The organism is Pseudarthrobacter sp. NIBRBAC000502772, assembly GCF_006517235.1.
Taxonomy (GTDB): Bacteria; Actinomycetota; Actinomycetes; order Actinomycetales; family Micrococcaceae; genus Arthrobacter.
The window spans coordinates 1,063,918-1,089,227 of record NZ_CP041188.1 but is presented as its reverse complement, the minus strand read 5'-3'; the positions used below and the strand labels follow the sequence as shown (position 1 = coordinate 1,089,227).

General features: G+C 65.2%; 22 protein-coding genes and 3 pseudogenes. 8 read left to right on the top strand and 17 right to left on the bottom strand.

Going from position 1 to position 25,310, the window contains the following annotated elements:
* Positions 1-165 precede the first annotated feature (165 nt).
* Positions 166-1,596 (top strand): IS1380 family transposase, encoded by a 1,431-nt coding sequence (locus NIBR502772_RS05125; protein WP_141139340.1) that lies wholly within the window; start codon positions 166-168, stop codon positions 1,594-1,596.
* Positions 1,597-1,765: 169 nt separating this feature from the next.
* Here the strand turns inward: NIBR502772_RS05125 and NIBR502772_RS05120 are convergent, their stop codons facing one another.
* From NIBR502772_RS05120 to NIBR502772_RS05110, 3 genes and pseudogenes are all read right to left on the bottom strand, one after another.
* Positions 1,766-4,864 carry a S8 family serine peptidase gene (locus tag NIBR502772_RS05120; RefSeq protein ID WP_141139339.1) on the bottom strand — a complete coding sequence of 1,033 codons (3,099 nt, stop codon included), beginning with the start codon at positions 4,862-4,864 and terminating at the stop codon, positions 1,766-1,768.
* Positions 4,865-5,236: 372 nt separating this feature from the next.
* Positions 5,237-8,199, bottom strand: a pseudogene (locus NIBR502772_RS05115) (exo-alpha-sialidase).
* Between the two features lie 288 nt (positions 8,200-8,487).
* On the bottom strand, positions 8,488-8,673 hold the full coding sequence (locus NIBR502772_RS05110; RefSeq protein ID WP_141139338.1) for a hypothetical protein: 186 nt from the start codon (positions 8,671-8,673) through the stop codon (positions 8,488-8,490).
* Positions 8,674-8,934: 261 nt separating this feature from the next.
* Between NIBR502772_RS05110 and purS the strand changes: the two genes are divergently transcribed.
* From purS to purL, 3 genes are read left to right on the top strand one after another with little or no spacing between them, the layout of a single operon-like run.
* Positions 8,935-9,186, top strand: coding sequence for a phosphoribosylformylglycinamidine synthase subunit PurS (gene purS / locus NIBR502772_RS05105; protein WP_056348600.1), 252 nt, complete (start codon positions 8,935-8,937; stop codon positions 9,184-9,186).
* Position 9,187: 1 nt separating this feature from the next.
* Positions 9,188-9,961, top strand: a complete 774-nt coding sequence (purQ, locus tag NIBR502772_RS05100; protein ID WP_058930174.1) for a phosphoribosylformylglycinamidine synthase subunit PurQ — start codon at positions 9,188-9,190, stop codon at positions 9,959-9,961.
* Positions 9,958-12,288, top strand: a complete 2,331-nt coding sequence (purL, locus tag NIBR502772_RS05095) for a phosphoribosylformylglycinamidine synthase subunit PurL (RefSeq protein WP_141139337.1) — start codon at positions 9,958-9,960, stop codon at positions 12,286-12,288. Before purQ ends, purL begins: the two co-directional genes overlap by 4 nt.
* 124 nt (positions 12,289-12,412) lie before the next feature.
* Here purL and NIBR502772_RS05090 read toward each other — a convergent pair whose 3' ends face one another.
* The 7 genes and pseudogenes from NIBR502772_RS05090 to NIBR502772_RS05065 all read right to left on the bottom strand — a co-directional run bounded on the left by NIBR502772_RS05090 (position 12,413) and on the right by NIBR502772_RS05065 (position 15,811).
* A complete protein-coding gene (locus NIBR502772_RS05090) occupies positions 12,413-13,354 on the bottom strand; it encodes a hypothetical protein (RefSeq protein ID WP_246848699.1) in 942 nt (313 codons plus the stop codon).
* Positions 13,355-13,470: 116 nt separating this feature from the next.
* Positions 13,471-13,764 carry a DUF503 domain-containing protein gene (locus tag NIBR502772_RS05085; protein WP_104062665.1) on the bottom strand — a complete coding sequence of 98 codons (294 nt, stop codon included), beginning with the start codon at positions 13,762-13,764 and terminating at the stop codon, positions 13,471-13,473.
* Positions 13,765-13,839: 75 nt separating this feature from the next.
* Positions 13,840-14,157 (bottom strand): putative quinol monooxygenase, encoded by a 318-nt coding sequence (locus NIBR502772_RS05080; RefSeq protein WP_104062664.1) that lies wholly within the window; start codon positions 14,155-14,157, stop codon positions 13,840-13,842.
* 34 nt (positions 14,158-14,191) lie between these two features.
* Positions 14,192-14,818 (bottom strand): hypothetical protein, encoded by a 627-nt coding sequence (locus tag NIBR502772_RS05075; RefSeq protein ID WP_141139336.1) that lies wholly within the window; start codon positions 14,816-14,818, stop codon positions 14,192-14,194.
* 14 nt (positions 14,819-14,832) lie between these two features.
* On the bottom strand, positions 14,833-15,126 hold the full coding sequence (locus NIBR502772_RS23015; RefSeq protein WP_371706774.1) for a DUF1990 domain-containing protein: 294 nt from the start codon (positions 15,124-15,126) through the stop codon (positions 14,833-14,835).
* An 80-nt stretch (positions 15,127-15,206) separates the two neighbouring features.
* Positions 15,207-15,434: pseudogene (locus NIBR502772_RS23010) on the bottom strand (DUF1990 family protein); the annotation flags it as partial.
* Positions 15,395-15,811, bottom strand: coding sequence for an MmcQ/YjbR family DNA-binding protein (locus tag NIBR502772_RS05065; protein ID WP_104062661.1), 417 nt, complete (start codon positions 15,809-15,811; stop codon positions 15,395-15,397). The gene NIBR502772_RS05065 and the pseudogene NIBR502772_RS23010, both read right to left, overlap by 40 nt.
* Positions 15,812-15,856: 45 nt before the next feature.
* Here NIBR502772_RS05065 and NIBR502772_RS05060 point away from each other — a divergent pair, with 45 nt between their 5' ends.
* Positions 15,857-16,885 (top strand): isopenicillin N synthase family oxygenase, encoded by a 1,029-nt coding sequence (locus NIBR502772_RS05060; RefSeq protein ID WP_104062660.1) that lies wholly within the window; start codon positions 15,857-15,859, stop codon positions 16,883-16,885.
* Here NIBR502772_RS05060 and NIBR502772_RS05055 read toward each other — a convergent pair whose 3' ends face one another.
* Entirely contained in the window at positions 16,886-17,311 is a 426-nt protein-coding gene (locus NIBR502772_RS05055; RefSeq protein WP_141139335.1) for a CoA-binding protein, read from the bottom strand. It lies immediately after the preceding gene.
* A gap of 133 nt (positions 17,312-17,444) precedes the next feature.
* Between NIBR502772_RS05055 and NIBR502772_RS05050 the strand changes: the two are divergent.
* Both NIBR502772_RS05050 and NIBR502772_RS05045 read left to right on the top strand, forming a co-directional pair.
* A pseudogene (locus NIBR502772_RS05050) lies at positions 17,445-17,762 on the top strand (PLP-dependent transferase); the annotation flags it as partial.
* Entirely contained in the window at positions 17,759-18,253 is a 495-nt protein-coding gene (locus tag NIBR502772_RS05045) for a CoA-binding protein (protein ID WP_141139334.1), read from the top strand. The pseudogene NIBR502772_RS05050 and the gene NIBR502772_RS05045, both read left to right, overlap by 4 nt.
* Before the next feature lie 27 nt (positions 18,254-18,280).
* On the opposite strand, the gene NIBR502772_RS05040 is transcribed toward NIBR502772_RS05045, so the two are convergent.
* The 5 genes from NIBR502772_RS05040 to NIBR502772_RS05020 all read right to left on the bottom strand — a co-directional run bounded on the left by NIBR502772_RS05040 (position 18,281) and on the right by NIBR502772_RS05020 (position 23,129).
* Complete coding sequence (locus NIBR502772_RS05040; RefSeq protein ID WP_141139333.1) at positions 18,281-19,066, bottom strand: hypothetical protein; 786 nt, start codon at positions 19,064-19,066, stop codon at positions 18,281-18,283.
* Positions 19,063-19,614: an RNA polymerase sigma factor gene (locus NIBR502772_RS05035; protein ID WP_141139332.1), complete on the bottom strand. Its 552-nt coding sequence runs from the start codon at positions 19,612-19,614 to the stop codon at positions 19,063-19,065. The genes NIBR502772_RS05040 and NIBR502772_RS05035 overlap by 4 nt, the downstream gene beginning before the upstream one ends.
* Positions 19,615-19,949: 335 nt before the next feature.
* Positions 19,950-20,168, bottom strand: coding sequence for a DUF1508 domain-containing protein (locus NIBR502772_RS05030; protein ID WP_246848772.1), 219 nt, complete (start codon positions 20,166-20,168; stop codon positions 19,950-19,952).
* Positions 20,169-20,530: 362 nt separating this feature from the next.
* On the bottom strand, positions 20,531-21,820 hold the full coding sequence (locus NIBR502772_RS05025) for an adenylosuccinate synthase (protein ID WP_056348633.1): 1,290 nt from the start codon (positions 21,818-21,820) through the stop codon (positions 20,531-20,533).
* Positions 21,821-22,064: 244 nt separating this feature from the next.
* Positions 22,065-23,129 (bottom strand): M14 family zinc carboxypeptidase, encoded by a 1,065-nt coding sequence (locus tag NIBR502772_RS05020; RefSeq protein ID WP_141139330.1) that lies wholly within the window; start codon positions 23,127-23,129, stop codon positions 22,065-22,067.
* Between the two features lie 308 nt (positions 23,130-23,437).
* Between NIBR502772_RS05020 and NIBR502772_RS05015 the strand changes: the two genes are divergently transcribed.
* Entirely contained in the window at positions 23,438-24,067 is a 630-nt protein-coding gene (locus NIBR502772_RS05015; RefSeq protein WP_141139329.1) for a uracil-DNA glycosylase, read from the top strand.
* Positions 24,068-24,160: 93 nt separating this feature from the next.
* On the opposite strand, the gene NIBR502772_RS05010 is transcribed toward NIBR502772_RS05015, so the two are convergent.
* Positions 24,161-25,225: an ABC transporter substrate-binding protein gene (locus NIBR502772_RS05010; protein ID WP_371706773.1), complete on the bottom strand. Its 1,065-nt coding sequence runs from the start codon at positions 25,223-25,225 to the stop codon at positions 24,161-24,163.
* Between the last annotated feature and the right edge of the window lie 85 nt (positions 25,226-25,310).

Sequence of the window (25,310 nt, the reverse complement as noted above, 5' to 3'; positions counted from 1 at the left end):
AACCAAGCGGTCCGGCGGCGTTCCCATGCTGTTGCTGAAGGGCTAGCCCGGGGTTTTCATGGCGGGTCCGTGGGGTTGGCGTGTTAATCAGGGAAAGGGTGCTCTGAACTGGGAAAATAGTGGTTGTCGAGACCGTTATTTGCCGAGCGAGGGAGCACCCTTTCGATGCAGAAGTCTACCGCTGTTTTTCCGTCCCTGCCGGTCAGTTTCACCGGCCAGTCGCTGATCTCCCACGCCGGAGTTTCGGTCCTCACCGGCTTCATGGACGCCCTGGGTTTCGGCAGGCTGTGCGAAGACAGACTCGGCCAGTTCGTTCCCTCCGGCGCGAAACACCGGCCCGGCCGGCTGGTGGGGTCCCTCGCGGCGATGCTCGCCGCCGGAGGCGAACACGCATCGGACCTGGACATCCTGCGCTCCTCACCCGGGGCCTTCGGTCAGCTGCCCTCGAACGCTACCGTCTCCCGGTTCTTCGAACGCACCGTGGCAAACCCGGAACTGTTCAGCTACGGATTCGAGACCCTCACCCAGGAACTGCGCACCCGCGCCTGGAACGCCGCCGGGAACCGGAACCCGGCCCTGACCGCAACAGCCGCGGACCCGCTCATCATCGACATCGACGCGACCCTGGTGACCTCACACTCCGATAAGGAAAACGTCGCCGGAACCTACAAAGGCGGCTACGGATTCGCCCCGTTCATCGCCAGCGCCGATTACGGTAACGGCAACGGAGCCGGGGAAATCCTCGCCGCCGTGCTCCGGCCCGGCAACGCCGGAGCAAACAGCGCCGAGGACCACATCCGGGTCTTCCACACCGCCACAACCCAACTGCCCCAGAGCTTCTACGACGGAACCGGGGCCCTGGCCGGGGAGAAGGTCCTGGTCCGCACCGACAGCGCCGGGGCCTCGAGGAAGTTCCTCTGGCACCTCCACAGCCTCGGCGTGCAGTTCTCCACCAGCTATACCCTCCCGTTCGGCAAGGCACACATGATCGACTGGATCAGCGACAAAGAGTACTGGCAGCCGGCCCTAGACCAGACTGGAAACGACCGGACGGACGCGTGGGTCATCAACGCCACCGACGTCATCCCGCTCACCGATTACCCGCCCGGCACGAAACTGTTCCTCCGCGCCGAGCCGCTGCACCCCGGTGCGCAGCCGACCCTGCTCGACACGGACGGGCACCGGATCACCGCGTTCCTGACCAACTCACCACGCTGGCACGGACCATTCCTCGACGCCAGGCACCGGGCCCGCGGCCGGTGCGAGAACCGGATCAAAACCCTGAAAAACACCGGCCTGGGCAAGCTGCCGTTCTTCGATTTCGCCGCGAACCAGGCCTGGGCGAACATCGCCGCACTGGCCTTCAACCTCGTGTCCTGGCTCCAGCTCGCTGCCCTGCCGGACGGACACCGGGCCAAGGCCTGGGACATCAAACGCTGGCGCTACCGGCTCTTCGCGACCGCAGGGAAAATCATCACCCGCGCCCGCCGCAACCAGCTCCTGCTCCCGGAATCAGCGCCGGAGAAAGACCTCCTGAAACTTCTCCTGGAGAACACCGCCCGCCTCACCAAAGGGCTCGTTCCTTCTACCGGCTGAGCCGGGCACTCATCCCGTCCCGACGAGCAGCCCCATCACCGGAAGTGGAACCGGCGCCAAACCAGGCGAACCAACAGGCCACACCAGCCTGCCCGAAAACAGAAAACAACCACGCATCGGCCGCTGGCACAAATCCGCGACGGTCACCGACCATCATGAAAAATCGAGGCTAGAGATCCATGTTGCGGTTTCCGGAGAACTCCGGGACCTCCTGCTTCTTCTTTTCCTTTTTGACCTTGTCCTTCTTGTCGTTGGCAGGGTCACCGGCAGTTTCATCAGCAGGGACCACCAAAGCACTGCCTGGTGTGACAACCACAGAGACGAAGGTGGGCGCGCTCGAACCGGCGAACGTCACCCGGCCGATATAGGAGCCTTCAGCGAGATCCTTCCACTGGAGCTTCAGAATGCCCGGCTGGCCGTTCCCGAGCCGCAGCGGATTGGGGGTCACCGTGGCATTTCCCACGTTGGCTCCCAACACCGCCGCGTCCACGGACGCCTTCGTGGGCTGCCCATTGGGGCTTGCGTAGAGGTTCACAAAAATCGTGTACACGCCCGGAGCCGGGTTCGGAACCGAAATTGATTCACTGGCAGAGGCCGTCTGGGCCAGCAGGGCCTGTCCCGCCGGGTTGAAGACCACCATATCGAAGTCGGCGGCCTCGTCCGAGGAAAAGACGGAGAACTTTGCCAACGGCGATCCTGCCGGAACCGTGACCTCCTTGGCGAAGTTGGACGCGTCCGTTCCCAGGGCGAGCGGTCCGGGAACCAGCTCGATGGCCGAGGAGTCAGCCTTGGACAGACCGTCCAGGGTGATCTTCACGGGCGCATTGGTGCCCGAAACCACCGGAATGTCACCCTGCCCCTGGCCTCCTTCCGAGGTAAACGCCAGGTTCGCCGGCGCCACCACGGACTGCGGGCGGACAGCCACCGGCGATGCCACGTTCTTGCCGGCACCCTGCCAGACGAGGTTGCCCATGGCAAACTGCCCCAAAGCAGCGCTGGTGTTCTCAAACTTGACCTGGAAGGTGCGCTTCTCGCCGGCAGCGTTGAAGCTAAGGATCGACGGCGTGACCGTCACCTTGACGCCGGGAACGCTGGCCTTGGCCCGGTAAACGCCTGGGGTCAGCGCGGTGACAGTCCGGGTGACCTCTGTCTTGCCGGTAAGTGCCCCCAGCGCGAACGAGGCAACATTCATATCCCGCGGTGCGGTTGTTCCGAGACCCGGGATGCCCAGGTCCAGGCCCGTTCCCTGGATGAACTTCAGGTAGTCATCCTCGGAGTTGTCATAGACCAGGCCGGGATCCAGGACCCGCGCAATGTCCACCTGGCCGGCGCCGGTGGCGAACACGTCACCGTTCCGGCTGCCGTCTGCGTTCTTGATATCAGCTGCCGTGGTCATCATGGCTGACTTGACGGTGGCCGGAGACCATGTGGGGTTCTTGGCCAGGATCAAGGCGCCAAATCCGGCCACGTGCGGCGCGGCCATTGACGTCCCGGACATCATGCCGAACTGGTCGCCGCCGGAACCGATGGGCGAAACGCCTGCCAGCACTGCCACACCCGGTGCCGCCACGTCAGGCTTGAGCAAGTCTGAGCCGGTAGCGAGCAGCGGGCCCCGGGAGGAGAAGCCGGCGATCTGCGGCTGCGGCGCGGGCGGAAGGCCGGTGGTGTCTGTGTTCACCAGGGAGACCTTGATGCCGGGGTTGGCGATGATCTTGTCCTTGATCTGCTGCGTGGCCGGCGGGTTCACGTGCACTGTCGGGACTGCGTGGCGGTCAAGGTCCTCGGAGGAGGTGGTTACGTTGACCAGGATCATGCCGATGCCGCCGGCGCGCTGCACCTCGGCGCTCTTGGCTACGCGGTCCACCACCCCGCGGTCGCAGACAACAATCTTCCCTGTCACCTTGGCGGGATCCAGCGCATTGGGTGCGCACAGTTCGGGGTTGGCTGCGCCGGCGGCTGCGGCACTTGCCGCCAGCACAACGTTGCTCGCAGGAACGGGAGCGGACATAAGACTGGCGCCGCGGTACTTGCTTCCGTCCTCAAACTCGACGGTTCCCTGCAACTCCGTGGAGAAGGAGCTCGCTGCCACCGTGGTCAGCCACGGCGCGCCGTGGTTTACGGTGCTTGCCGTGGGCCCCGAGTTTCCGGCGGAGGCTGCAACAAAGATTCCGGCAGAGGCCGCGGAGAGGAAGGACAGCGACACCGGGTCTGTGGTGGTTGAGGTGCTGCCGGAGATGGAGTAGTTCAGCACATCCACCCCGTCCAGGATGGCTTGATTGATCGCGGCCACGGACGCGGAGCTGTAGCACCCGCCCGTCGCCGGGTTGTCATCCTCCCAGCAGACCTTGTAGACGGAGATCTTTGCCGCCGGCGCCACGCCGCCGGTGATGCCCATATCGGTTGCACCAAGGTTGGCCCGGACGTTCGCGTTGCCCGCGGCGGTGCTGGCGGTGTGCGTCCCGTGGCTTCCCACATCCACAGGCGAAATCAGTTCTTCGGGCGCGCGGTTCTCCGGCGCCACGTACGCCATGTAGTCGTCAGCGAAGTAGCGGGCACTCAGGACTTTGGAGTTGCAGGCACTGCCGTCAAACGCCGCCCCGGTTCCCTGGCCCTTCTGGCACTCTCCGACGAAGGTGTCTCCGTCGGACTTGAGCATGGCGATGTTGCCGTCCGCGGTGCGGTACGGGGCGCCCACCTGGGCCTGGCCGGCGAGGGGTTGCACGTCGTCCCCGGCGAAGAACGGGTTGGAGGGGGTGTAGCCGGAGTCAATAACGCCAACCACGACGCCTTTGCCGGCGTTTTCCAGCCCGCCGAAGGCAGTCTTCCAGAGGCCGTTTTCACCGCTGAGCCCAAGGAAGTCCGTGCTTGAGTAATCCGGCGCGTTCTCCGTGTCCGGTGCCACCATGATGACGGCCGGGTCCTTGGCGAGCTTAGCGGCCTGGTCGGCGGTCAGATCGGCCGAGAACCCGTTGATGGCAGCTGTGTACTGGCGCTTGATCCGGACGCTTTCGGACCCGGCCACAGCGTTCTGCCTGCCCTCGAGATGCGCCTGGTACTGCTGGACTTCGGGCCGGTCGGCGTCAAGCTTGCGGCCCGTCTGGGGCTTCGTCGCTGCGAGTCCGGGAGTCCCGCCGTCGTAGGTGGCCGCCGGCTTCTCGGCCAGGACCACAATGTAGCGGCCGGCGGGGTAGTCGCCGGGGTTGATCTTCTTTGAGGCAACTGCCGTGTTTGCTTCAGCGGGCGCCGCGGTAGCGGGGCTCATCGCCATCGAAGAAAGGAGAAGCGGCAAGCCCACGGCCAATGCCGCTGCTTTCCGGAGTCCCCCGCCCCGAATGGGGCTTTTTCCAGTTGATTTCACGAGCGACTACACCTTTCACGAGGAACGGCCGGCCACGTTGCCGGTCTGGAGCAGCTGGGAACGGCACACGACATTACAGATTTTGTAATGCTGTGACCAGCCGTTACAAACAGTACAGACTGAGAGCTGAATATGACATAGGACACATCAGGTGTATAGGTCAATCATGCAGCTACAAGGCGGGGCCGGGAAGGCACAAAAGAAAGACCCCTACGCGGGCCGGACTTTGGAAATGTCCGGCTCCGCGCGGAGGTCTTCTTTGGTGCTAGGAAATCACCTGGCTCAGCCCTTGGGCGTCACCTGCAGGCGGTCGAAGGAGACCTGCTTGCCGTCCTTGTCCAGCACCACCACGTCGTCGCGGCCGCTCTGAACATCTGAGGGCAGGATGAACTCCACTGTGTTGTCGGTGGTGGGGAAAATCCAGCCGAGCCGGTAGCTCTTCTTGTTCAGGTACACGTAATACCACTGGCTGTAGTCGAGACCGTTCAGGGTCACCTTCTGGCCGTTGCGGTACTTGTCCTGCGTGCCGAGGTCGAACGGAGCCGTCTGTTCCTCGAGGTCCTGGACGGCGAGGACGGGGACCGTCTCGGGCTGCGACGGCTGGAGAGCCAGCACCAGCGCGCCGCCGGTCACCGTGGCGGTGACTTCCTTGGCGCCGTTGGTGGCAGTTGCCGCGAACGAGACCGCGTCGAGCCGGCCTGCCGCGACGTCGGCTGCGGTCAGGACGTGCTCGCGCGTTGCCGTCACGGTCCCGCCCACGGCCAGGGCGTCCTGGCTGATGGACGCGTCCGGGGCGCTGAGCCCGGTCAGGGCAACGTTGCCGGCGTTGCCTACGGTGTAGGCGTATGAGACGGTATCACCTTCGTTGGCGAAACGGTCTCCGTTGGCGTCGTTCCACTCGGCGGCTACGGTGCCTTCCAGCTTGGCGTCGCGGACCTTCAGGTCCACTTCGCCACCGTCGACCGTGTAGACCTTGCTGCTCTGGCCTGCGGAACTGACTTCCCACGTGGTCTTCGGAACGAAGTAGCCCTGCTCTGCCTCGACAGCGGTCACGGTGTGGCGCGGCGTGGCGCAGGTGTAGCCCTGGCCGGCCGGCAGCACGCCGTAGCGGCAGTTGCCCGGGCCTTCGGGAACGAACGGGCTGAAGTTACCGGCGGTGGGAACCACCTTTTCCACCAGCGGGCTCGTGTTGCTCACGCTGAAGGTGTACGGAAAAGCATCGCCGGCGGCGTACGGCTGGGTGGCGAGGTCGCGCCCGGCGTCGCCGCGGGCTCCCGCAATCGTGGCGGAGACAAGTCCGTCACGCAGCGCCACCGCGGCGCCGGTGAACGCAACCGTCTTGGTGAGCGACGGCGTCGCGCTGGCAGTGACGGTGAAACTCGCCTCGGGGACGAAATAGCCGCGGGCGATGTCCCCGGCCGTCAGCGTGTGCTTGGCCGTGGTGCAGTTGTAGTTTGCACCCGCGGCCAGGCTGTTGAACCGGCAGTTGGGAGCCGACGGCGGCAGGAAGCCGGCGTCGAAGGTCCCCGAAACGGGCACGGAGTTCGCCGTGACGTTGGCGGTGCTCTTGACGTTGAACGTGTAGCCCAGGACGTCACCCGTCTGGTAGGGGCTGGCGATGACGTCGCGGGCCGGAGCCGTTCCGGTGATGGTGAGGCCCACCTGCGGAGCTGCCGGAACGGTGGCGGTGAACGTGAACTGCGAAACCCGGCCATCCGCCGTCGTGAACGCGGCGTTGAGGTTCTGCGGGCCGCTGGCGTTCGCCGGTGCGGTCAGGTCCACGTTGACGGTCACCGAGGCACCGGGCGCGACGTCGGGCACGGGCACCGTGGTGGCGGTCCAGCCGGTGGGAGTGTAGACCGTGGCGTTGGCGCCGGAAAGCGTGGTGGCCTCCTGGCTGGTCACGGTGACCGCTACCTGCTTGGTGGCGCCGGGGGTGGTGGTGAGTGCCGGTGCGGACAGCGGGGCGCAGGCGTAGTTCAGCCAGGCGTCGTCGAACTTCGCGAACTGGATGTTGTCCGTGTAGTTGCCTTCATACAGGACACCGAACTTGCCGTCCTCGAGCCGGGACACGGTGGAGTAAGCGGAGAAACCGGAGCGGATGGTGCGTACACCGGGCCAGGTGGCACCGTCGTCGCAGGAGATACGGGCAGAGACGTTCTCGCGGGCGGTCTTGGAGTTGGAATTGGTGAAGATGAGCTTCTTGGCGTCCGCTGAGCCCTGAGCCGCGGCCGGGAACATGCGGGCGATGGAACCGTTGTTTGCCGGGTCCGGCAGTTCGGTGTCCTGGGTGACCGGACCATAGGTGGCGCCGCCGTCAGTGGAGATGGCCACCTTGCGGTAGCCCTGGTTGGCGTTGTCGCGCGAGTTCAGCAGTACGCGGCCGTCGGAAAGTTCCACGGTCTTGTTCTCGTCCATGCGGTCGCCCACGTTGGCGCCCTTGTGCCAGCTCACGCCGTGATCGTCCGAGTAGACGCTGTAGGCCTGGATCTTGTTGGTGCCGTCGGCCTGGCGCACATCGCCGGCGTACTGCTGGATCAGGCGGCCCTTGTACTGGCCGTACTTGAGCTGGATGCCCTCGCCGGAGGAGGCGAAGTTGGAGCGGATATCGCCGGCCACCGGGCTGGTCTTGCTGGTGCCCGGCTTGGTGACGTTCGTGATGAGCCTTGGCTGCGTCCACGTGACGCCGCCGTCGGAGGATTCGATCACGGCGGAGGAGATCACGCTGCGGTCGGCGTCGTCGTTGCCGAACTGGCTGCCGAAGAAGCCCTGGTCCTTGGAGTACACGAACAGCGCGAAGACCTTGCCGGCCTCGGCGTCGTAGATGTAGGACGGATCACTGTAACCGTATTTGGGGCCCGTGGCGTCGCCCACGTGGCCGGCGGCGATGACCTGAACGGGCCCCCAGGTCTGGCCGCCGTCGGTGCTGCGGCGCTGCACGATCGAGTTGGGGTTCGGAGCGTCCGCGGCGCTGCCGGGGCGGCCGTCCCACGAGGCGAGCACCACGTTGTTGCCCAGGTAGGTCAGGGCCGGAATTCGGTAGAAGAAGTTCGCCGCAGTCCGGTCGGCGCCGATGTTGGCCTCCGCGAACGAGCCGGGAGGAGCGCTGGGGTTGTTCGGGGGATCGGTGCCGCCTGCGCGGCGATCCCGGATCCGGCCAGCAGCGCCAGCGCTACCAGCCCGGCTCCTGCGGTCCGGACAATACTTCGGTGCCTGTTCCGCTTAGTAGAAATTCGCAAATCCATATCCTTTCAAGGCGCCGCGGGGCGGCGGATCGGGAGAATTCGGCCGTGAGGGCGGTCTCGGCATCCGATGGGATACCACCTGCCACATACGACGTCCTATGACCCTAGTGTGTAGAACGTCACGTGGCTAGGACTTTCCGAAAGAAGCTTGGGAGGGCCCGGGACAGGGCGTTCGGGATTAGTACATTTTCAGCAGGGCAGCCGGCGCAGGGGCACGTGCGGCGGGGCGCAAAAACGGGCGCCCCCGTTCAGGGACGCCCGGTTGAGGTTTGGGCAAAGACTGGGCGCCTACTGCCTGGGCGTCCGAACCACGTCACTGATCCACTGGCGGGTCTTTTCGTCCACGGGGCCGGCCAGGCGCGTTTCCCGGGCAGCCCGGTCCGCCTTGATCTTCTGCATAACCATCCGGCCCAACCCGGCAAAAACGGCCACGGCCATCATCGGCAACAGCAGAGATTTCGATTTTTCAGCCATGCGGTAATCCTAGTGACGCTTGCTCCGCGAGGCCATAGCCGCCGTCGTCCTCTACCTCCCGAAAGCCCGCCCCGCCGCGATGACTGTGGCCGATCCCACCGAATACAGGGTGCGGCGCTCGGCCCGGTAGAATGGCCTAGCAAGCTCGCGGAGCGCCCGTCCACACCGTTCGAAAAAGAACGTCCCCAGCATCCCGGAACGGCGTAAGACGGCGTGACTCCGCTGCGCCCTTACCCAATGCTCACGCACAGGAGTTGCCGGATGCCCCGGATCGTTGTTGACGTCATGCCCAAGCCCGAGATTCTGGACCCGCAGGGGAAGGCCATCGTGGGTGCACTCCCCCGTCTGGGCTTCACCAGCTTTAGCTCTGTCCGCCAGGGCAAGCGCTTCGAACTGACGGTTGAGGGCGAGGTGACCGACGCAATCCTGGCCCAGGCCCGCGAAGCCGCCGAGACCCTGCTGTCCAACCCCGTGATCGAAGACGTCGTCAACGTCGAGGTCGTCGAGGCCTGAGATGACTGAACTTCCCTTGATCGGCGAGGCCATCGCCGTCGCCGCCGAGCCCCGGCTCGCCGGTGCCCGGATCGGCGTCGTCACCTTCCCAGGCACCCTTGACGACCGCGACGCCGCCCGGGCGGTCCGGCTCGCCGGCGGCACCGCAGTGCCGCTCTGGCACGCAGACACCACCCTGGGTGACGTGGACGCCGTCGTTATTCCCGGCGGTTTCTCCTACGGCGACTACCTCCGCGCCGGCGCCATTGCCCGCTTCGCGCCGCTGATGTCCAAAATCATCGACGCCGCCAACTCCGATGCCAAGCTGCCCGTGCTGGGCATCTGCAACGGCTTTCAGATCCTTACCGAGTCGCACCTGCTGCCCGGCTCCATGATCAAGAACGACCACCTGAAGTTCATGTGCCGCGACCAGGTCCTGCGGGTGGAAAACAGCAACACCGCCTGGACCCTGGACTACGAGGCCGGCCAGGAAATCACGGTTCCGCTGAAGAACCAGGACGGCCAGTACATCGCCGACGAAAAGGTCCTGGACGCGCTCGAAGCTGAAGGACGCGTGGTGTTCCGCTACGTGGGCTTCAACCCCAACGGCTCCCGCCGCGACATCGCCGGCATCTCCAACGCCGCTGGCAACGTGGTGGGACTTATGCCCCACCCCGAGCACGCGGTGGAAGTTGGCTTCGGCCCCGAATCCCTGGACGGGATCGGCGGGTCCGACACCGACGGACTGGGTTTCTTCACCTCCGTACTGAACAAGATTGTGGGAGGCAACAAATGACCGAGATCAATTCGGTGGTCGAGCCTGTCGAGACCAAGAAGTTCAATATCGACACCGTCGAGAACGCTGCCAAAACGCCGGACACCGAACTCCCGTGGGCCGAACTGGGCCTGAAGCAGAACGAGTTCGATGAGGTAGTGAAGGTCCTGGGGCGCCGTCCCACCGGCGCCGAGCTGGCCATGTACTCCGTGATGTGGAGCGAGCACTGCTCCTACAAGTCCTCGAAGAACCACCTGCGCCAGTTCGGCGAAAAGGTGACCGACGAGATGAAGAAGGACATGCTGGTGGGCATCGGCGAAAACGCCGGCGTCACCAACCTGGGCGACGGCTGGGCCGTGACGTTCAAGATCGAGTCCCACAACTCGCCGTCGTTCGTGGAGCCCTACCAGGGTGCTGCCACCGGCATCGGCGGCATTGTCCGTGACATCATCTCCATGGGCGCCCGCCCGGTTGCCGTGATGGACCCGCTGCGTTTCGGCGCCATCGACCACCCGGACACCGCCCGCGTCATGCACGGTGCCGTGGCCGGCATCGGCGGCTACGGAAACTCCCTGGGCCTGCCCAACATCGGCGGCGAAATGGTCTTCGATTCCGTCTACCAGGGCAACCCGCTGGTTAACGCGCTGGCTGTCGGCGTGATGCGCCACGAGGACATCCGCCTCGCCAACGCGTCCGGCAAGGGCAACAAGGTGGTCCTGTTCGGTGCACGCACCGGCGGCGACGGCATCGGGGGCGCCTCGGTGCTGGCCTCCGAGTCCTTCGACGACACCAAGCCGTCCAAGCGCCCCGCCGTCCAGGTGGGCGACCCCTTCGCCGAGAAGGTCCTGATCGAGTGCTGCCTGGAGCTCTTCAAGGGTTCCCTCGTTGAGGGCATCCAGGACCTCGGCGCCGCTGGCATCTCCTGCGCCACGTCCGAGCTCGCCTCCAACGGCGACGGCGGCATGGAAGTCGAACTGACCTCCGTCCTGCTGCGCGACCCCACGCTGACCCCGGGCGAAATCCTGATGTCCGAGTCGCAGGAACGCATGATGGCCGTGGTCACCCCGGAGAACATCGCCGCCTTCGAAGCTGTCATGGACAAGTGGGCCGTGGAGTACTCCTGGCTCGGCGAGGTCACCGACACCGGCCGCCTGATCATCACCTGGGACGGCGTAGTCATCGTGGATGTCGACCCGCGCACCGTGGCCCACGACGGCCCCGTGTATGACCGCCCGTACGCCCGCCCCGAGTGGCAGGACTCCGTCCAGGCCGATTCCTTCACCGGATCCGTCCAGGACGCCGGCCGCCCCTCCGCCCCCGCGGAACTGGCTGCCGCCGTAACCGAGCTCGTGGCCTCACCGAACATGTGCAGCAAGGACTGGATCACCAACCAGTACGACCGGTACGTCGGCGGCAACACCGCATTGGCGTTCCCGGACGACGCCGGCGTGGTCCGCGTGGACGAGGAAACCGGCCTGGGCGTTGCCCTGGCCACCGACGCCAACGGCCGCTACACCTACCTGGACCCGTACCACGGCGCACAGCTGGCGCTGGCCGAGGCCTACCGCAACGTGGCCACCTCCGGCGCGGTACCGATGGCCGTCAGCGACTGCCTGAACTTCGGCTCCCCCGAGGACCCGGACGTCATGTGGCAGCTCGCGGAGGCCATCCGCGGCCTGTCCGATGCCTGCATGGTGCTGGGCATCCCGGTCACCGGCGGCAACGTCTCGCTGTACAACCAGACCGGCACCACGCCCATCCACCCCTCCCCCGTGGTGGCAGTGCTGGGCAAGCTCGACGACGTCGCCCGCCGCACGCCGTCGGGCTGGCGTGAAGACGGCCAGGCCATCTACCTGCTGGGCACGACGGCGGCCGAGCTGGACGGTTCCGAGTGGGCCAACATGCGCGGCCACCTTGGTGGACTGCCGCCCAAGGTTGACCTCGCCGCCGAACGCGAGCTGGGTGAAATCCTGATCAACGCATCCCGCGACGGCATGGTGGACTCCGCGCACGACCTCTCAGAGGGCGGCCTTGCGGCAGCCTTGGTGGAGTCCGCACTGCGCTATGGCGTGGGTGCCCGGATCGCCCTGCAGGATGTCCTGGACCGCGACGGCGTGGACCTGTTCACGGCACTGTTCTCCGAGTCCCAGGGCCGCGCGGTTGTCGGCGTGCCCCGCTCGGAAGAGGTCCGGTTCAAGGACATGTGCACGGCCCGTGGCTTTGCCCACACCCGCATCGGCGTGGTGGACGCGGCCAGCGGCAACCTGGAGATCAACGGCGTGGACACCATGTCGCTGGACGCCCTCCGCGAAGCCCACGAGGCGACCCTGCCGAAGTACTTCGGCTAGTCCCCACCGCCGCCCTAGCCTCGCAAGCTCGGCCAGGGAACCCTGGCGGCGTGGGCCCAGCCATCGATTGCTCCGTAAACGCCCTTTTGAACCCTCAAAAAGGCGGTTGCGGAGCAATCGATGCTTAACGGCCCATGCGCCACCCCGCCTGGACCAGGGCTGTGCGGATTTTGGAAATAGCAGGCTTCGCTTCGTTGACCATGTGCCGCTTGGAAATGCGGACTTCCCTCCACCCCAGCGTCCCGTACCTCTCCGAACGGGTGATGTCCCGGACGACCTGCCCTTCATCGCCGTGCTGTTCACCTTCGTACTCAATTCCGATCCGGTACTTGCGGTAGGACAGGTCCGGCTCATGATGGCGTATTCCGTCGTCGCCGATGATTGGCACGTTCAATTCCGGTTCCGGCAGCCCCGCCCTCACCATGGCCAGCCTCAACAGCGTCTCCTGCGACGAGTCAGATCCCACGCGGATGAGTTTGATGGCTTCCTTGGCCCTGCGCAGCCCGCGCTTTCCCTTGTGCCTGTCGATCATTCGCTGCAGATCAGCCAAGCTGCAAAGCGGCATGTCCCTGCCTTCAAACGCCGCCCTCGGCACGCGCACACAGCTGTCCCCCATGGCCACAAGCTCGTCCACTGACAGCATTTCCGCCATGTCCAGCCAGGTCCGCTCCGGGGTAGTCACTGGAATCCCGTCAACTGTGGTGACCTCATCGCTGTAAAGCTTCATGCGGTGCACAATTACGTGCGGCCTGTTCAGGTGTGCCGATCCCTCAGGCCTGATGACATGAAACATCTCTGGAGTCCCCTTCTGCTGACGTCGCGGCAGCAGAAGCATCTCCGCCGCGGTGAGGTGCGACGCGGCGCATCGCTCATTGACCTCGATGAAGGGCCGGACCCTGTCACCCAAGGGGAGTTCCGCCGTCGGGCTTTCCGACCGGATCCCCTTGCCGAGCCGATGCAGTGTCCGGTGTCGCAGCCGCTTGTGCGACACTCCGGCGCGCGCCGCCTCGACAACTGTGAACGGGCGGTCCTGCAGTTCCTCGGGCAGCGGGCGTGGGGTCTTCATGGATTCATCAGAGCAGAATACGGCGTGCGCTGCAGAAGTTATCCACAGCCCTCATCGATTGCTCCGTAGGCGCCGTTTTGGGTATTCAAAAGGGCGCCTACGGAGCAGTCGATGAGTCAGTCGTCGCTGCGGAGCTCCCGCTGCCTCGAGCTGAGCAGCTCAAATTCGGGCCGGGCGGCCACAAAGCGTTCGACGGCGGTGAGCACCTCCACGACGTGCGCCCGGTCTGCTGCCACCAGCCCGGCGCCCACCTGCGAGCGGCGGTACTGGTCGTGGTCCCCCACCTCCGCGACGGACACGTCGAAGCGGCGCTTGAGCTCGGCCAGCAGCGGCCTGATGACGGAACGTTTCTCCTTCAGGCTCTGGACGTCGCCAAGGAGGATGTCGAATTCAATCCAGCCGATCCACATGCAGTAATCGTATCGACTGCTCCGTAACCGCCGTTTTGAGGGGTCAAAAGAGCGGTTACGGAGCAATCGATGGGGTCAGATGGTGAGTTCGCCCATCCGGTCCCAGCCGTCGCCGTCGAGCTGGCGGCTGATGATGCGCGGCGTCTCGGCCAGCGCCTGCGGCATGTCCGCCATGGCCTGCTTGAAGTGCGTGCTGTTGACGTGTTCCCCGGCGGCGTCGTCCTTGAAGGCTTCCACCAGGACAAACTCGTTGGGGTCATCCACACTGCGGGACCAGTCGAACCACAGGTTGCCGGGCTCCGCCCGTGTGGCTTGGGTAAAAGCGTCAACGAGGCCCAGCCAGCGCTCGGACCACTCGGGTTTGACCTTGAATTTCACGACGATGAAGATCATGCGGTATTCCTTCCGTTGCGGGGGTGTGGGTTGTTCAGCCTGCGGCCAGGGCAAGGTCACAGGCCTTGATGGCCTCACGTGCGGCCTGCTGCTGCGCCGGGGTTCCTGCCCGTTCGGCCCACTGTTCGGCCAGCTGGAACTCCACCAGAGCCTCTGTGAACCGGCCGGCGCCGTGGAAAGTCCAGCCGAGGTTGTTGTGCAGCGCCACCATCCAGCGCCGTGTGTGCGGATCGTGGGCGGTGGACGCGTATTCGAGGGCGCTCCGGGTCCACAGTTCAGCGTGGGTGGAGTCTGCCAGGGCCAGCATGTGCAGCGCGTCGACGGCGAGGAACTCCTCGCCGAAGTGGTCGCCGAGCTCGGCTGCCTGTTCGAACAGGGGTACGGCCATGGCGGCGTGGCCGCTGGAGTTCAGGACGCGTCCGCGTTCCAGCAGGATCCGCACGCCGACGGTGGGTTCTTCCTCGCCGTCCACGGAGTCCAGCAAGGCATCCGCCTCCTCGTAGCGGCCCTGCAAGCCAATGGCCCGGCCATGCTGCGTGGCGAGTTCGGCCTTTTCGTAGGTGTCGTAGGTTGGGTCAGCAAGGGCGTCCCGGAAGCGCTGTTCGGACAGCTCGGGATCCCCAAAGTTCCATAGGCGGTCAAGGGTCGATTGGTCCAGCATGTACCTTCTCCTGATCAGCTTTCACCTGCGGCGAGGAGGCGTGCCCCTCCAACGTATCGCGAAGTGATGTGCCGTTGCGCCGCCCGGGCCAGCAGGCCTCCCGCCTGGTAGAACCAGTTCGCGTGCCTGCTGAAGGCGGTGATCTTCAGGAACACCCGCCCGTCAGCGCCGATCTCAACTTCGAAGGCTTCTTCGCCGCGTTCAGGATGGCCGGGCAGCGTGCCGTAGCCGAAGCCCGCTGACTGGGGGCCGTCTCCCGGCACCGGCCGCCGCACCCAGACCACCTCGCACGGGGCATTAACTCGCACGGGGCATTAATACGGAAAGGCCCGACGCCGAACCCGCTCACCACGCGCGCGCCGGGGATCACGACGTCGGACTCGGTCCGGACGCGCAGTCCGGACCGACGCTGCAGTTCCCAGGTAAGGATTGCGTTCGCCACCCGGCGGTAGACCGCCGGTCCATCGCCAAGGTACTCCCGCGATACGAGGCAGGGGTAGCCTTCCGGCGCCCGGCCGTGCTCGGTGGAGCCGATGCCCGGGTAGTTGAGGCCGCCGGCAGCCAGGCGCTTCCCGGTCAACGGGGCCCGCCCGAAGAACCGGACAGCCGCGCCCATCCCAGCTGCTCCTGTTGCTTGCGGCTCAGGGAGGCCACCACCAGGTCGTAGGAATCCTCCACCATGTCCCGGACCATGGCATCGGGCAGGTTTCCGTCCAGCCGCACGCCGTTCCAATGGGTCTTGTTCATGTGCCACGCGCCGGTGATTTCCGGGTGGGCGGCCCGCAGCTGCTCAGCCAGGGCGGGTTCACATTTCAGGCTCACGGACCAGTCGTCGGGGTTCATGGCGGACGCCGCAAACATCTTGGCTTCATGCCGCGCGCCACCTGCCACGGCAGCCCGGACCTTAAACACGGAGGTCTCCGGACCGAAGGGAAAATCCTCGAAGGCACCGGGAAATGACAGGCATATTGCCTTGAGTTGGGCTGCGTCCATGGACCGAGCCTACAAAGCCCTTCCCGGCGGTGCTAGTCTGCGAAGATGTCACCCGATCAGGCAACCATCCCCGTTCTGGACATGAGCGCCGCACGCCAGCCGTACGGCTCCTTCAGCCCCGAATTCATCGACCAGCTGCGGGACGCCGCCCACAACGTGGGCTTCTTCCAAATCACCGGTTACGGCGCCGCCCCCGGCCAGGCCGAGGAGCTGCTGGCCCTCATCAAACGCTTCTTCGACCTGCCCCTCGAGGAGCGGATGAAGCTGGACAACAGGATTTCCCCGCACTTCCGCGGCTACACCCGGATGGGCACCGAAGTCACGCAGGGACGGGCCGACGCCCGCGAGCAGATCGACTACTCCCCCGAGCGCGAGCCCGTCCACAATTACCCGGCCGACCAGCCGTACTGGCTCCTCCAGGGGCCCAACATGTGGCCCGATGAGGCGTTGCCGGAGCTCAAGCCGGCGGCCATGGCCTGGGCCGACCTGATGTCCAGTGTGGGCATGGAACTGCTGCGGGGCATCTCGGTTTCCCTGGGACTGCCGGAGGACCACTTCGACGAGCCCTTCGGCAACGAACCCGCATGGATGGGCAAGCTGGTGCATTACGTCGGCGGTGTGGTGGAGGCGGCCGGGAACCAGGGCGTGGGCTCCCACGCTGACTACGGATTTGTCACCCTCCTCCTCCAGGACGAGGTGGGCGGCCTCGAAGTGCTGCCGCCCGGGACAACTGAATGGGCGCCGGTTGAGCCTGTTCCCGGGGCACTCGTTGTGAACCTGGGCGAAATGCTGGAGGTGGCCACGGAAGGCTTCCTTGCCGCCACGATCCACCGGGTCAAGGCGCCGCCACCGGGCGTGGACCGCTACTCAGTCCCGTTCTTCTGGTCGCCGCGGCTGGATGCCGTCATTGATCCGGTGCCCCTGCCTCCCGAGCTCAAAGCCCAGGCACGTGGCATCTCCGACGATCCGTCCAACCCGATGCTCGCGTCCTTTGGCCTGAACATGCTCAAGGGCCGCATGCGCGCGCACCCCGATGTGACCGAACGCCACTACCCGGAACTCATGCAGCGCTGATCAGAGGTTGTACTTCCACGCCTGCTGGGCGGGGCAAACGTCCATCACCACGTCCAGGCCGGCGGCCTTGGCACGGTCCACAGCCGTTTCGTCGATAACACCCAGCTGCAGCCACACGGCTTTGGCGCCCACGGCAATTGCCTGGTCCACCACCGCCCCGACCTTCTGCGAGTTCACAAAACAGTCGACGACGTCGAGGGGTTGCTTTTCAGGGGGAATTTCACCCAGGGTACGGTACCCGGTTTCGCCGTGGACGGCATCGCCGGGAAGGTTGACGGGGATGATCTCCATCCCGAGCCGGTCGCGGATAAACAGCGAGGTGTCGTAGGCTGCGCGCCACTCGTTGGTGGTCAGGCCCACGATAGCCCACCGCCCTTTGTTTCGCATCAGGCGCTCAATAACGGCAGGATCGTTGACGTGGACCATGATGCAAGCGTACATCGTCCCCTGAGCGGCCCTGATCGAATATTTGACTGACGGGCAGGCGTCAACGCCGGGCGTGGGCGAATATTACGTCCCACAGAGCATGATTTGGCGCAGGGCGTGCGGTTCGGCTGTGGTGAAGGGTGGCCGCACGGCCGGGCAGAAGTTCATCGAATCCCTGCAGCTGGCCTCGCACTTGGCCAATGTGGGCGTTTCCCGCACCCTGGTGATCCACCCGGGTTCCACCACGCACCAGCAGCTGAGCCCGGTCCAGCTGGAGTCCGCGGGCGTCCCCGAGGACCTGGTCCGCATTTCCGTGGGTCTGGAGGACATCGACGACATCCTGTGGGACCTGGACCAGGCACTGGACGCTGCCTCGGTTTCGACGGGCTCAACCACCGAGGCGGGCTCAACCACCGAAGCGGATTCCTGCATTGTTAGAGCGAACGTATGAGCACCGACGGACGTATCTGGACCGGACCTTCCGCTCCGGAGCGCCTGAACCTGCTGCGCGCAGCCACCTCGATTGCGATCGTGGGCGCCTCGGACAAGCCGACCCGGGCCAGCTATTTTGTGGCAACCTACCTGCAATCGTCCACGCGGTACAAGGTGTACTTCGTGAACCCCGTGGTCAAGGAGATCCTTGGTGAACCGACCTACGCCTCACTGGCCGATCTTCCCGAAAGCCCGGACATCGTGGATGTGTTCCGCAAGCACGACGACCTCCCGGGCGTCCTGGACGAAGCCGTCGCGGCCGGCGCCAAAACCCTCCGGCTGCAGCTCGGCTCCTGGCATGAGGACGTGGCCGCGGGCGCGGAAGCCGCCGGGCTCAACGTGGTGATGGACCGCTGCGTGAAGATCGAGCATGCCCGGTTCCACGGCGGGCTGCACCTGGCCGGCTTCGACACCGGCGTGATCTCCTCCAAGCGGCAGCTGCTTTCCTGACGGAGATGCTTCCTGAAGCAAACCTGATCAGCGGGTGAACTTCTTCAGCCAGATTGAACCGGGTCCGGCCTTGCCGGCCCCGGTTCTTTCTGTCATTGCCGGGGGGACGATGGCTGCCGTCAGGGACTCCCCCGCCGCTGTTCCGGCTTCGGCCAGGGTACCGGCAACCAGCTTTCCGGCCTTGTCGAGTTCGGCAGCGGCGTCACGGGTGACGCCCGCAGCGTTCCGCGGCGCGCCGCCGTCGTCCGCCTTTGACGTGCCGGACGGCGTGCCGGTTCCGCGGCCGGCCGGCTCCGCGCCCCGGTTCTGGCCTGCGTCTTCCGGACCGTTCGCCGGCGGGGCAGTTTCCCGTTCAACAGTTTGGGGCTGTGCCTGCGCTGGATTGTCGTTGGTTGCAGGATCCGCGGGCACCTGCACCTCCGCCGGATTTGCGGCGGTCCCGCTGGCGGCGGGAGTCCCTGCGATGGACCAGCCGGGAGCCCAGTCCTGCAACAACTTCTGGATGGAACTGCTGGCCTGCGCGTCCGGAGCGGTGCCGGTGGCGGCCACCCCGGTGACGCCCAGCCCCATCCCCGCGATGACGGCAAGGCCCACAACAGTGGTCCGGTGCTTCCGGAGGAGCCGGTGCCGGGCGAGCTGGTGGGTCTGGCCAGACAGGAGTGCGGCCAGTTCGGGGCCGGGTTCGGGGACCGGCAGGGAGGCGAGGGAGCCCAGCGCGAGCAGGGTTTCGCGGAGGCCGGCGGAATCGTCCACACCGGCGTCAAGGAGCATTTCATCAATGGTCCGGATCAGGGAGCTGGCATTGGAGGTCATGGCGCCACGTACTCCTTCACTCCGGACTGCTCGCGCAGCCGGATCAATGCACGGCGCTGGAGCTGTTTGACGGCGCCGGCACTCTTGCCCATCACAGCGGCCACCTGGTCCACCGTGAGGCCCGAGACGAGGCGTAACGACAGCACTTCCCGCTGTTCATCCGGCAATTCGTTGAGGAGATCGGCCACTTCCTGCGGCGAGATCCGGTGCAGCACTTCAGTCTCGGCCGAGGACTCCTCGCGTCCGTCGAGGTCGGGTTCGAACGGGAGCTTACTGGGGGTGCGCTGCTGTCTCCGGTGATCGTCAACCATCCTGGCGTGTGCCACGGAGAAGACAAACGTGCGCAGCCCGGCCACGCCGCCGGTAACCTTCTGCAGCCGTGGCAGGACGGCGATGAAGACTTCCTGCATAACCGCCTCCGGATCTTCTACCCCGCGGGCTGTGAGGTAGCCCAGGACCTGTGGCGCGTACGTTCGGTACACGATACTGAAGAGCTCCGGATCGCGGGCGCGCGCACGCAGAACGTCGTCTGTCAGTGCATCGGTCACGGACACAGGGCCTTCGGTGGAGGGGACTGGGCTTGCTCAGCTTGGGGCCCGCACATCGCACGCGGAATGCCCTCGCCAGCCAACTTTACCCTTCAGTAACAAAAGAGCCGGCCTGGAACATGATGGGGGACAAGTTCCAGGCCGGCGCTTCATAGGGGTAATCGCTCTTGGCACCGCAGGGGTTACGCCGTCGGACAAAAAACTTTCCGGGAGCGTAACGTCGGGCAGGGCTGGCTACGTCCAGCGCGTTCGGGCCCAGCCCAGCCCAGCCCAGCCCAGGCCCAGCGCGCCTCAAATCCAGCGCGGGGCGGCCACCCCCAGGCGCGGTGCCTTGGCTATGACAAAAGTGTGCGCCCTGGTGGCGGGGACGCGTTGGTCCCCGCAGTTCGGCTGGAGTTGGGCGGGGACCACCACGGACGTGGGGCGGGGGCAGTCGGCGAAACTTTGGCGGCGGGGCAGAGATCGGTGACCAGCCCTGTCCCGGCGCATTCGCGGACGGCGGCGATACCGGCAACCACGGCGGCTTTGTTCTCAAAAGCCCCCGACACAGCCATCACCGTGCCATCCGGCGCCGTGAGGCGGAACCTGAATTGTGAATCCGAATCCAAGAAAACTTCAAACTTCCCGGCCATGATAAATCCTTCCGGTCTGGGGTCCCGTCCGGGCAGCATCTTCGCCTCGGGCGGTCCCGGAGCATCGCTGCATCCGGCACCTGCGGGTCTGGTCGAATGATCAACTGATCAGTTCAGGGTGTGCTTAAGAGTCTGTCCGGCCCGTCTACAGCCTCACAAGACCGGTTGCGTTAAGCCTGTGTAAATTCCCCCAAGTGACGTTAACTGCGAGTCACTTGGGCCAGCAGACGACAAAGGCGGGCCACCCTTCCAGGTGACCCGCCGTCGTCGTGCGTTACAGGCTGCTAGTCGTTGATCAGATCGTGGACCACGATGGTCTGGTCGCGGTCCGGGCCGACGCCGATCGCGGAGAAGCGCGTGCCGGAGAGCTTTTCGAGGGCCAGCACGTAGTTGCGGGCGTTCTCGGGGAGATCCTCCAGGGTGCGGGCACCGGTGATGTCCTCGGTCCAGCCGTCGAAGTACTCAAAGATGGGCACTGCGTGGTGGAACTCGGTCTGCGTCATGGGCATTTCGTCGTGCCGCACACCGTCGACGTCGTAGGCAACGCAGACCGGGATCTGCTCGATGCCGGTGAGGACGTCCAGCTTGGTGACGAAGTAGTCCGTGAAGCCGTTCACGCGGGAAGCGTGGCGTGCCAGGACGGCGTCGTACCAGCCGCAGCGGCGCGGGCGGCCGGTGTTTACGCCGAACTCGCCACCGGTCTTCTGCAGGTACATGCCCATCTCGTCGAACAGTTCGGTGGGGAACGGTCCGGCGCCAACACGGGTGGTGTAGGCCTTGATGATGCCGATGGAGCGGGAGATCCTAGTGGGGCCGATGCCCGAGCCAACGGACGCGCCGCCGGCGGTCGGGTTGGAGGAGGTCACGAACGGGTACGTGCCGTGGTCCACGTCCAGGAACGTGGCCTGGCCGCCTTCCATAAGCACAACCTTGCCCTCGTCCAGGGCGTTGTTGAGGACCAGCGTGCTGTCGATGACCAGCGGTCGCAGGCGCTCGGCGAAAGCCAGGAAGTAGTCCACGATCTCGTCCACCACAATGTCGCGGCGGTTGTAGACCTTGACCAGGAGTTCGTTCTTCTGGCGCAGGGATCCTTCCACCTTCTGGCGGAGGATGGACTCGTCGAAGACGTCCTGGACGCGGATGCCCAGGCGGGCCACCTTGTCCATGTAGGCCGGGCCGATGCCGCGGCCGGTGGTGCCGATGGCGCGGCTGCCGAGGAAACGCTCGGTGACCTTGTCCAGGACCTGGTGGTAGGGCGCCACAAGGTGCGCGTTGGCGGAGATGCGCAGCTTGGACGTGTCCGCGCCACGGGCTTGCAGGCCTTCGATCTCCTGGAACAGGGCCTCGAGGTTCACCACACAGCCGTTGCCGATGATCGGAATCGCGTTGGGGCTCAAGATGCCGGCCGGAAGGAGTTTGAGCTCATACTTCTCACCGCCTACGACGACGGTGTGCCCGGCATTGTTGCCGCCGTTGGGCTTTACGACGTAGTCAACGCGGCCGCCCAGAAGATCGGTGGCCTTGCCTTTTCCTTCGTCGCCCCACTGGGCTCCTACGATCACGATTGCTGGCATGGGATCCTCCCCCATTCGTTCGGGCCGCACAGGTCCGTCCACCGAAATGGCAGGCCTGCGTAGCGCCGTTCATGAGAATGCCCCGAAGGCCATAGCCTGGCCGGACCGCTACGGCGGCCAGCCACGCAAGAGTCCGGGGCTCTTACCACCCAAGTTTAGCCGATCACGGACTTTGTCCACTCAATGGGGTGCCCGTGGCCCTTCGCGCACGGCAAAGGACCACGGGCAGACTTGCCACGATCTGCTACTCGTCGTCAGCTTCCTCGCCGGGACGGGACGTCTGGGTGTCCAGGCTGTCCCAGAACGACGTATCGGCGTCGGCAATCGAACCGTCAGCGATGGCCGCCGCAGTGGCCGTCAGCGTGGTCACTGTCTGCTGGATCAGGTAACCGTTGCTGCGGAGCCCGAGGGCGTAGCCGTCCAGATAGTGATCCGACATGCCACGCATTTCGAAGAGCAGGGTGGCAATCCCGTACTCCACTGCGATGCCGTTGCGGCTGATGGTCTCGGCGCTGCCGCCCACGTACTTGCCCAGGTGGCCCCAGCCGGTGGAGTCGACGTTGTTGAAGACCACGGCGCCCAACTGCTTGGACATTTCCACAACAGCCGGATCGGCATTGGGCGTGGTGGGGTACAGGATGGACCCGGAGACCAGCTTTCCGTCGCGTTCACTCCGGGTGCCCTGGTGGTGCAGGTCGATCATGTAGTCAATGTTGTACTTGCGCATAACGTTGGTGTGGAGCGCCTGGGTTTCGGGCTGGATTTTGGCGACGTGGTCGCGGTTCAGGTCCACCTCCTCGGCGTTGTACCGCGTCATGTGGCGGTCGCCCTTGGCCAGGTAGTCATCCAGCGGGAAGTTCACATCTCCCATCGCGCCGTCGGCGTTGAGCATGGGAACGATGAGGATGTTCACTCCGTCCAGGATGTCCCCCGATTTCCCGGTCCCCAGGTGTTTCACGAATGCCATGGCACCCTCGGTGGTCAGCTGCTCATTTCCGTGCTGCTGGGTCAGGTACAGGATGGTGGGCTTGGCCGGGTCCGAAATGTACTTCACCAGGTGGATGTCCCGGCCCTTGACAGTCTGGCCGATCACCTCCAGTTCCATGGCTGGCTGGCGGGTGTCCTGATCCTTCAGGAAGGAGACCAACTCGTCATAGGTTGCCAGTTTCGAGGTGGTGATCTGGCCATTGCCGTCATAGTTGGGGCCTTCGCCCACGGCATGGGCCAACGGTGCCGGCGCGGCGAGTGCCGCCAGAACCAGGGCTCCGGATACGGCCGCGGTCCTTATAGTTGCCAGGGCTTTGTTCACGGTACGTTACCTCTTTCGACTGCATGGAGGGTGCGACCAGCCGCAACGTCCTTATTGCGGGCTGTCACAGAAGCCAATCAAGCTAAACGAAAGCTGTCAATTAACTTGACAAAGACCGATCGCCCTGTGCCGTCCATCACGGGAGGTTAGGGCCGGGCCCCGCATTTCGCGGGGCTTGCTAAACTGATAGTGATCGACCAGGAATCGGTCCACACCACATTTCAAACCACGCCGGACGGGCGCGCCCATCACGCGCCCATTTTCCGGATTGGCAGCATCGCCGAGCCCCGCAGGAGACATTGCACTATATGACAGCCCTGGCCCCAGAATCCCTCCGTGAACAGCTCCTGAGCCGCCGCTACGAGCCCAACGTTGCCGCCGTGAACGAGCTGTGCGATTCCCTGCAGAGCGTCAAGCCCCACACCGAAGTCCCGTACGTCGACCCCATGCACGACGTGGACGAGTGCCGCATCATCAGCCTCTACTCCAACATCGGTGAGGCTGACCCGTCCGGTTTCATCACCGCCGGCGACGAAGAAGCCGCCACCCGCATGCTCGGCATCCAGTGGAAGCTGGGCCTGCGCCCCGAGTTCGTGATGCCCTGGAACGTACACCCGTGGCACACCCCCGGCGAGGTCAACGGCAAGTTCACGCCGGACCAGATTTCCGCCGGCCTCAAGCCGCTCCTGAAGTTCCTCGCCGTGGTTCCCCGCGCCTCGGTGATCGTGGCCCACGGCACCGAAGCCAACCGCCTGGCCAACCTGCTGCTGAAGACCGAAGTTCCGCTGCTCTGGCGCCGCGGGCTGAAGACCTACAAGGTCCGCTCCCTCAGCGGCCGTGCGTTCGCCGGGACGCCCGCGCGGCAGGAACAGTACCTCGAGGAAATGCGCGTCGTCTACACCGACGCCATGGCCCGCACGGGGCTCGCGAAGGTCTAACCAACCACCGGAGATAACGACGGCGGGCGGTCACCTTTTCTTCTAAAGGTGACCGCCCGCCGTCGTACTTCCTTAAGTACTTGTGCTGACTTCTCAGCCCGCGGTAAGCAGGTCCTTGAGTTCGTCCTGGATCAGCGAAGCGCCGGTGGGACCGAGGCCCAGGAACCAGGTGTCATCGCTGACGGCCTTGGCGTGGCCGGACTTGACGGCCTCGAGGCGGGGCCAGACGGCGCCCTCAACAACAGAGGTTTCCCCGGTGGCGGAGGGCTCGCCGTAGCTGCTGTAGAAGATCCAGTCGGCATCGGCGTCGCCGATGTTCTCGGCGGAGATCTCCGCGGCCAGCTCGTCAATGTCCTGGTTCTCCGGCCGGGCGATGCCGGCGTCCTTCAGGATCACGCCGATGAGCGACTTGTTGGCGTAGAGGCGGATCTTGCCCGGCAAGAAGCGGACCAAGGAAACCTTCTGGTCGTCCGGGACTGCAGCCTTCAGTTCGTCGGCCTTGGCCTGGTAGGCGTTGAGGGCGGCAACCGCCCTGGTCTCCTCGCCCAGCGCCTCGCCGGCCAGCAGGAAGTTTTCCTTCCACGGAAAGCCCGGGCGGATGCTGAAGACGGTGGGAGCAATCTGGGAAAGCTGCGGGTAGAGCTTGTCCGCGCGCAGCTTGCTGCCGATGATGAGATCCGGCTTCAGTGCGGCGATCGCCTCGAGGTTCAGGTCCTGGATAGTGCCCACAGTTTCCACGCCGGCCACCTTGTCAGCCAGGTAGCCGGGGACCGCGTTGGCACCTTCCGTGGTGGGCATGCCCACCGGAGTGATGCCCAGGGACACCAGGGCGTCGAGCTCGCCGGTGTCCAGGACCACGATGCGCTCCGGCTTTTTGTCGAGGGTGGTCTCGCCATTGGCGTGCTTGATGACGCGGGGGAATTCGCTGGCCTCGGCGTCGCTGCCCAGCTTGGCAGTCTCGGCGTCGGCCGTGGTGAACTTGGATCCGCCGGTGGCGACTTCTGCGTTGCCGGCGGTGCCGGAAGCGGTGGTGGCACTGCCACAGCCGGCCAGCATGCCAAGAACCAGCAGGGCACCGGCGACTTTGAGGCTGGTGCTTCGTACGCGAGTGCGGGTGCGTGCGGAGTCGTGCTCCGTCACTGAATCGTCAATTTTCACGAAGTAAGGATAACCTAATTAGAATGTGATCCTTGATCCGGGTGCTGCCCGGAAGGTCCCCAACCCGTGCCGGAGCGCCCTATAC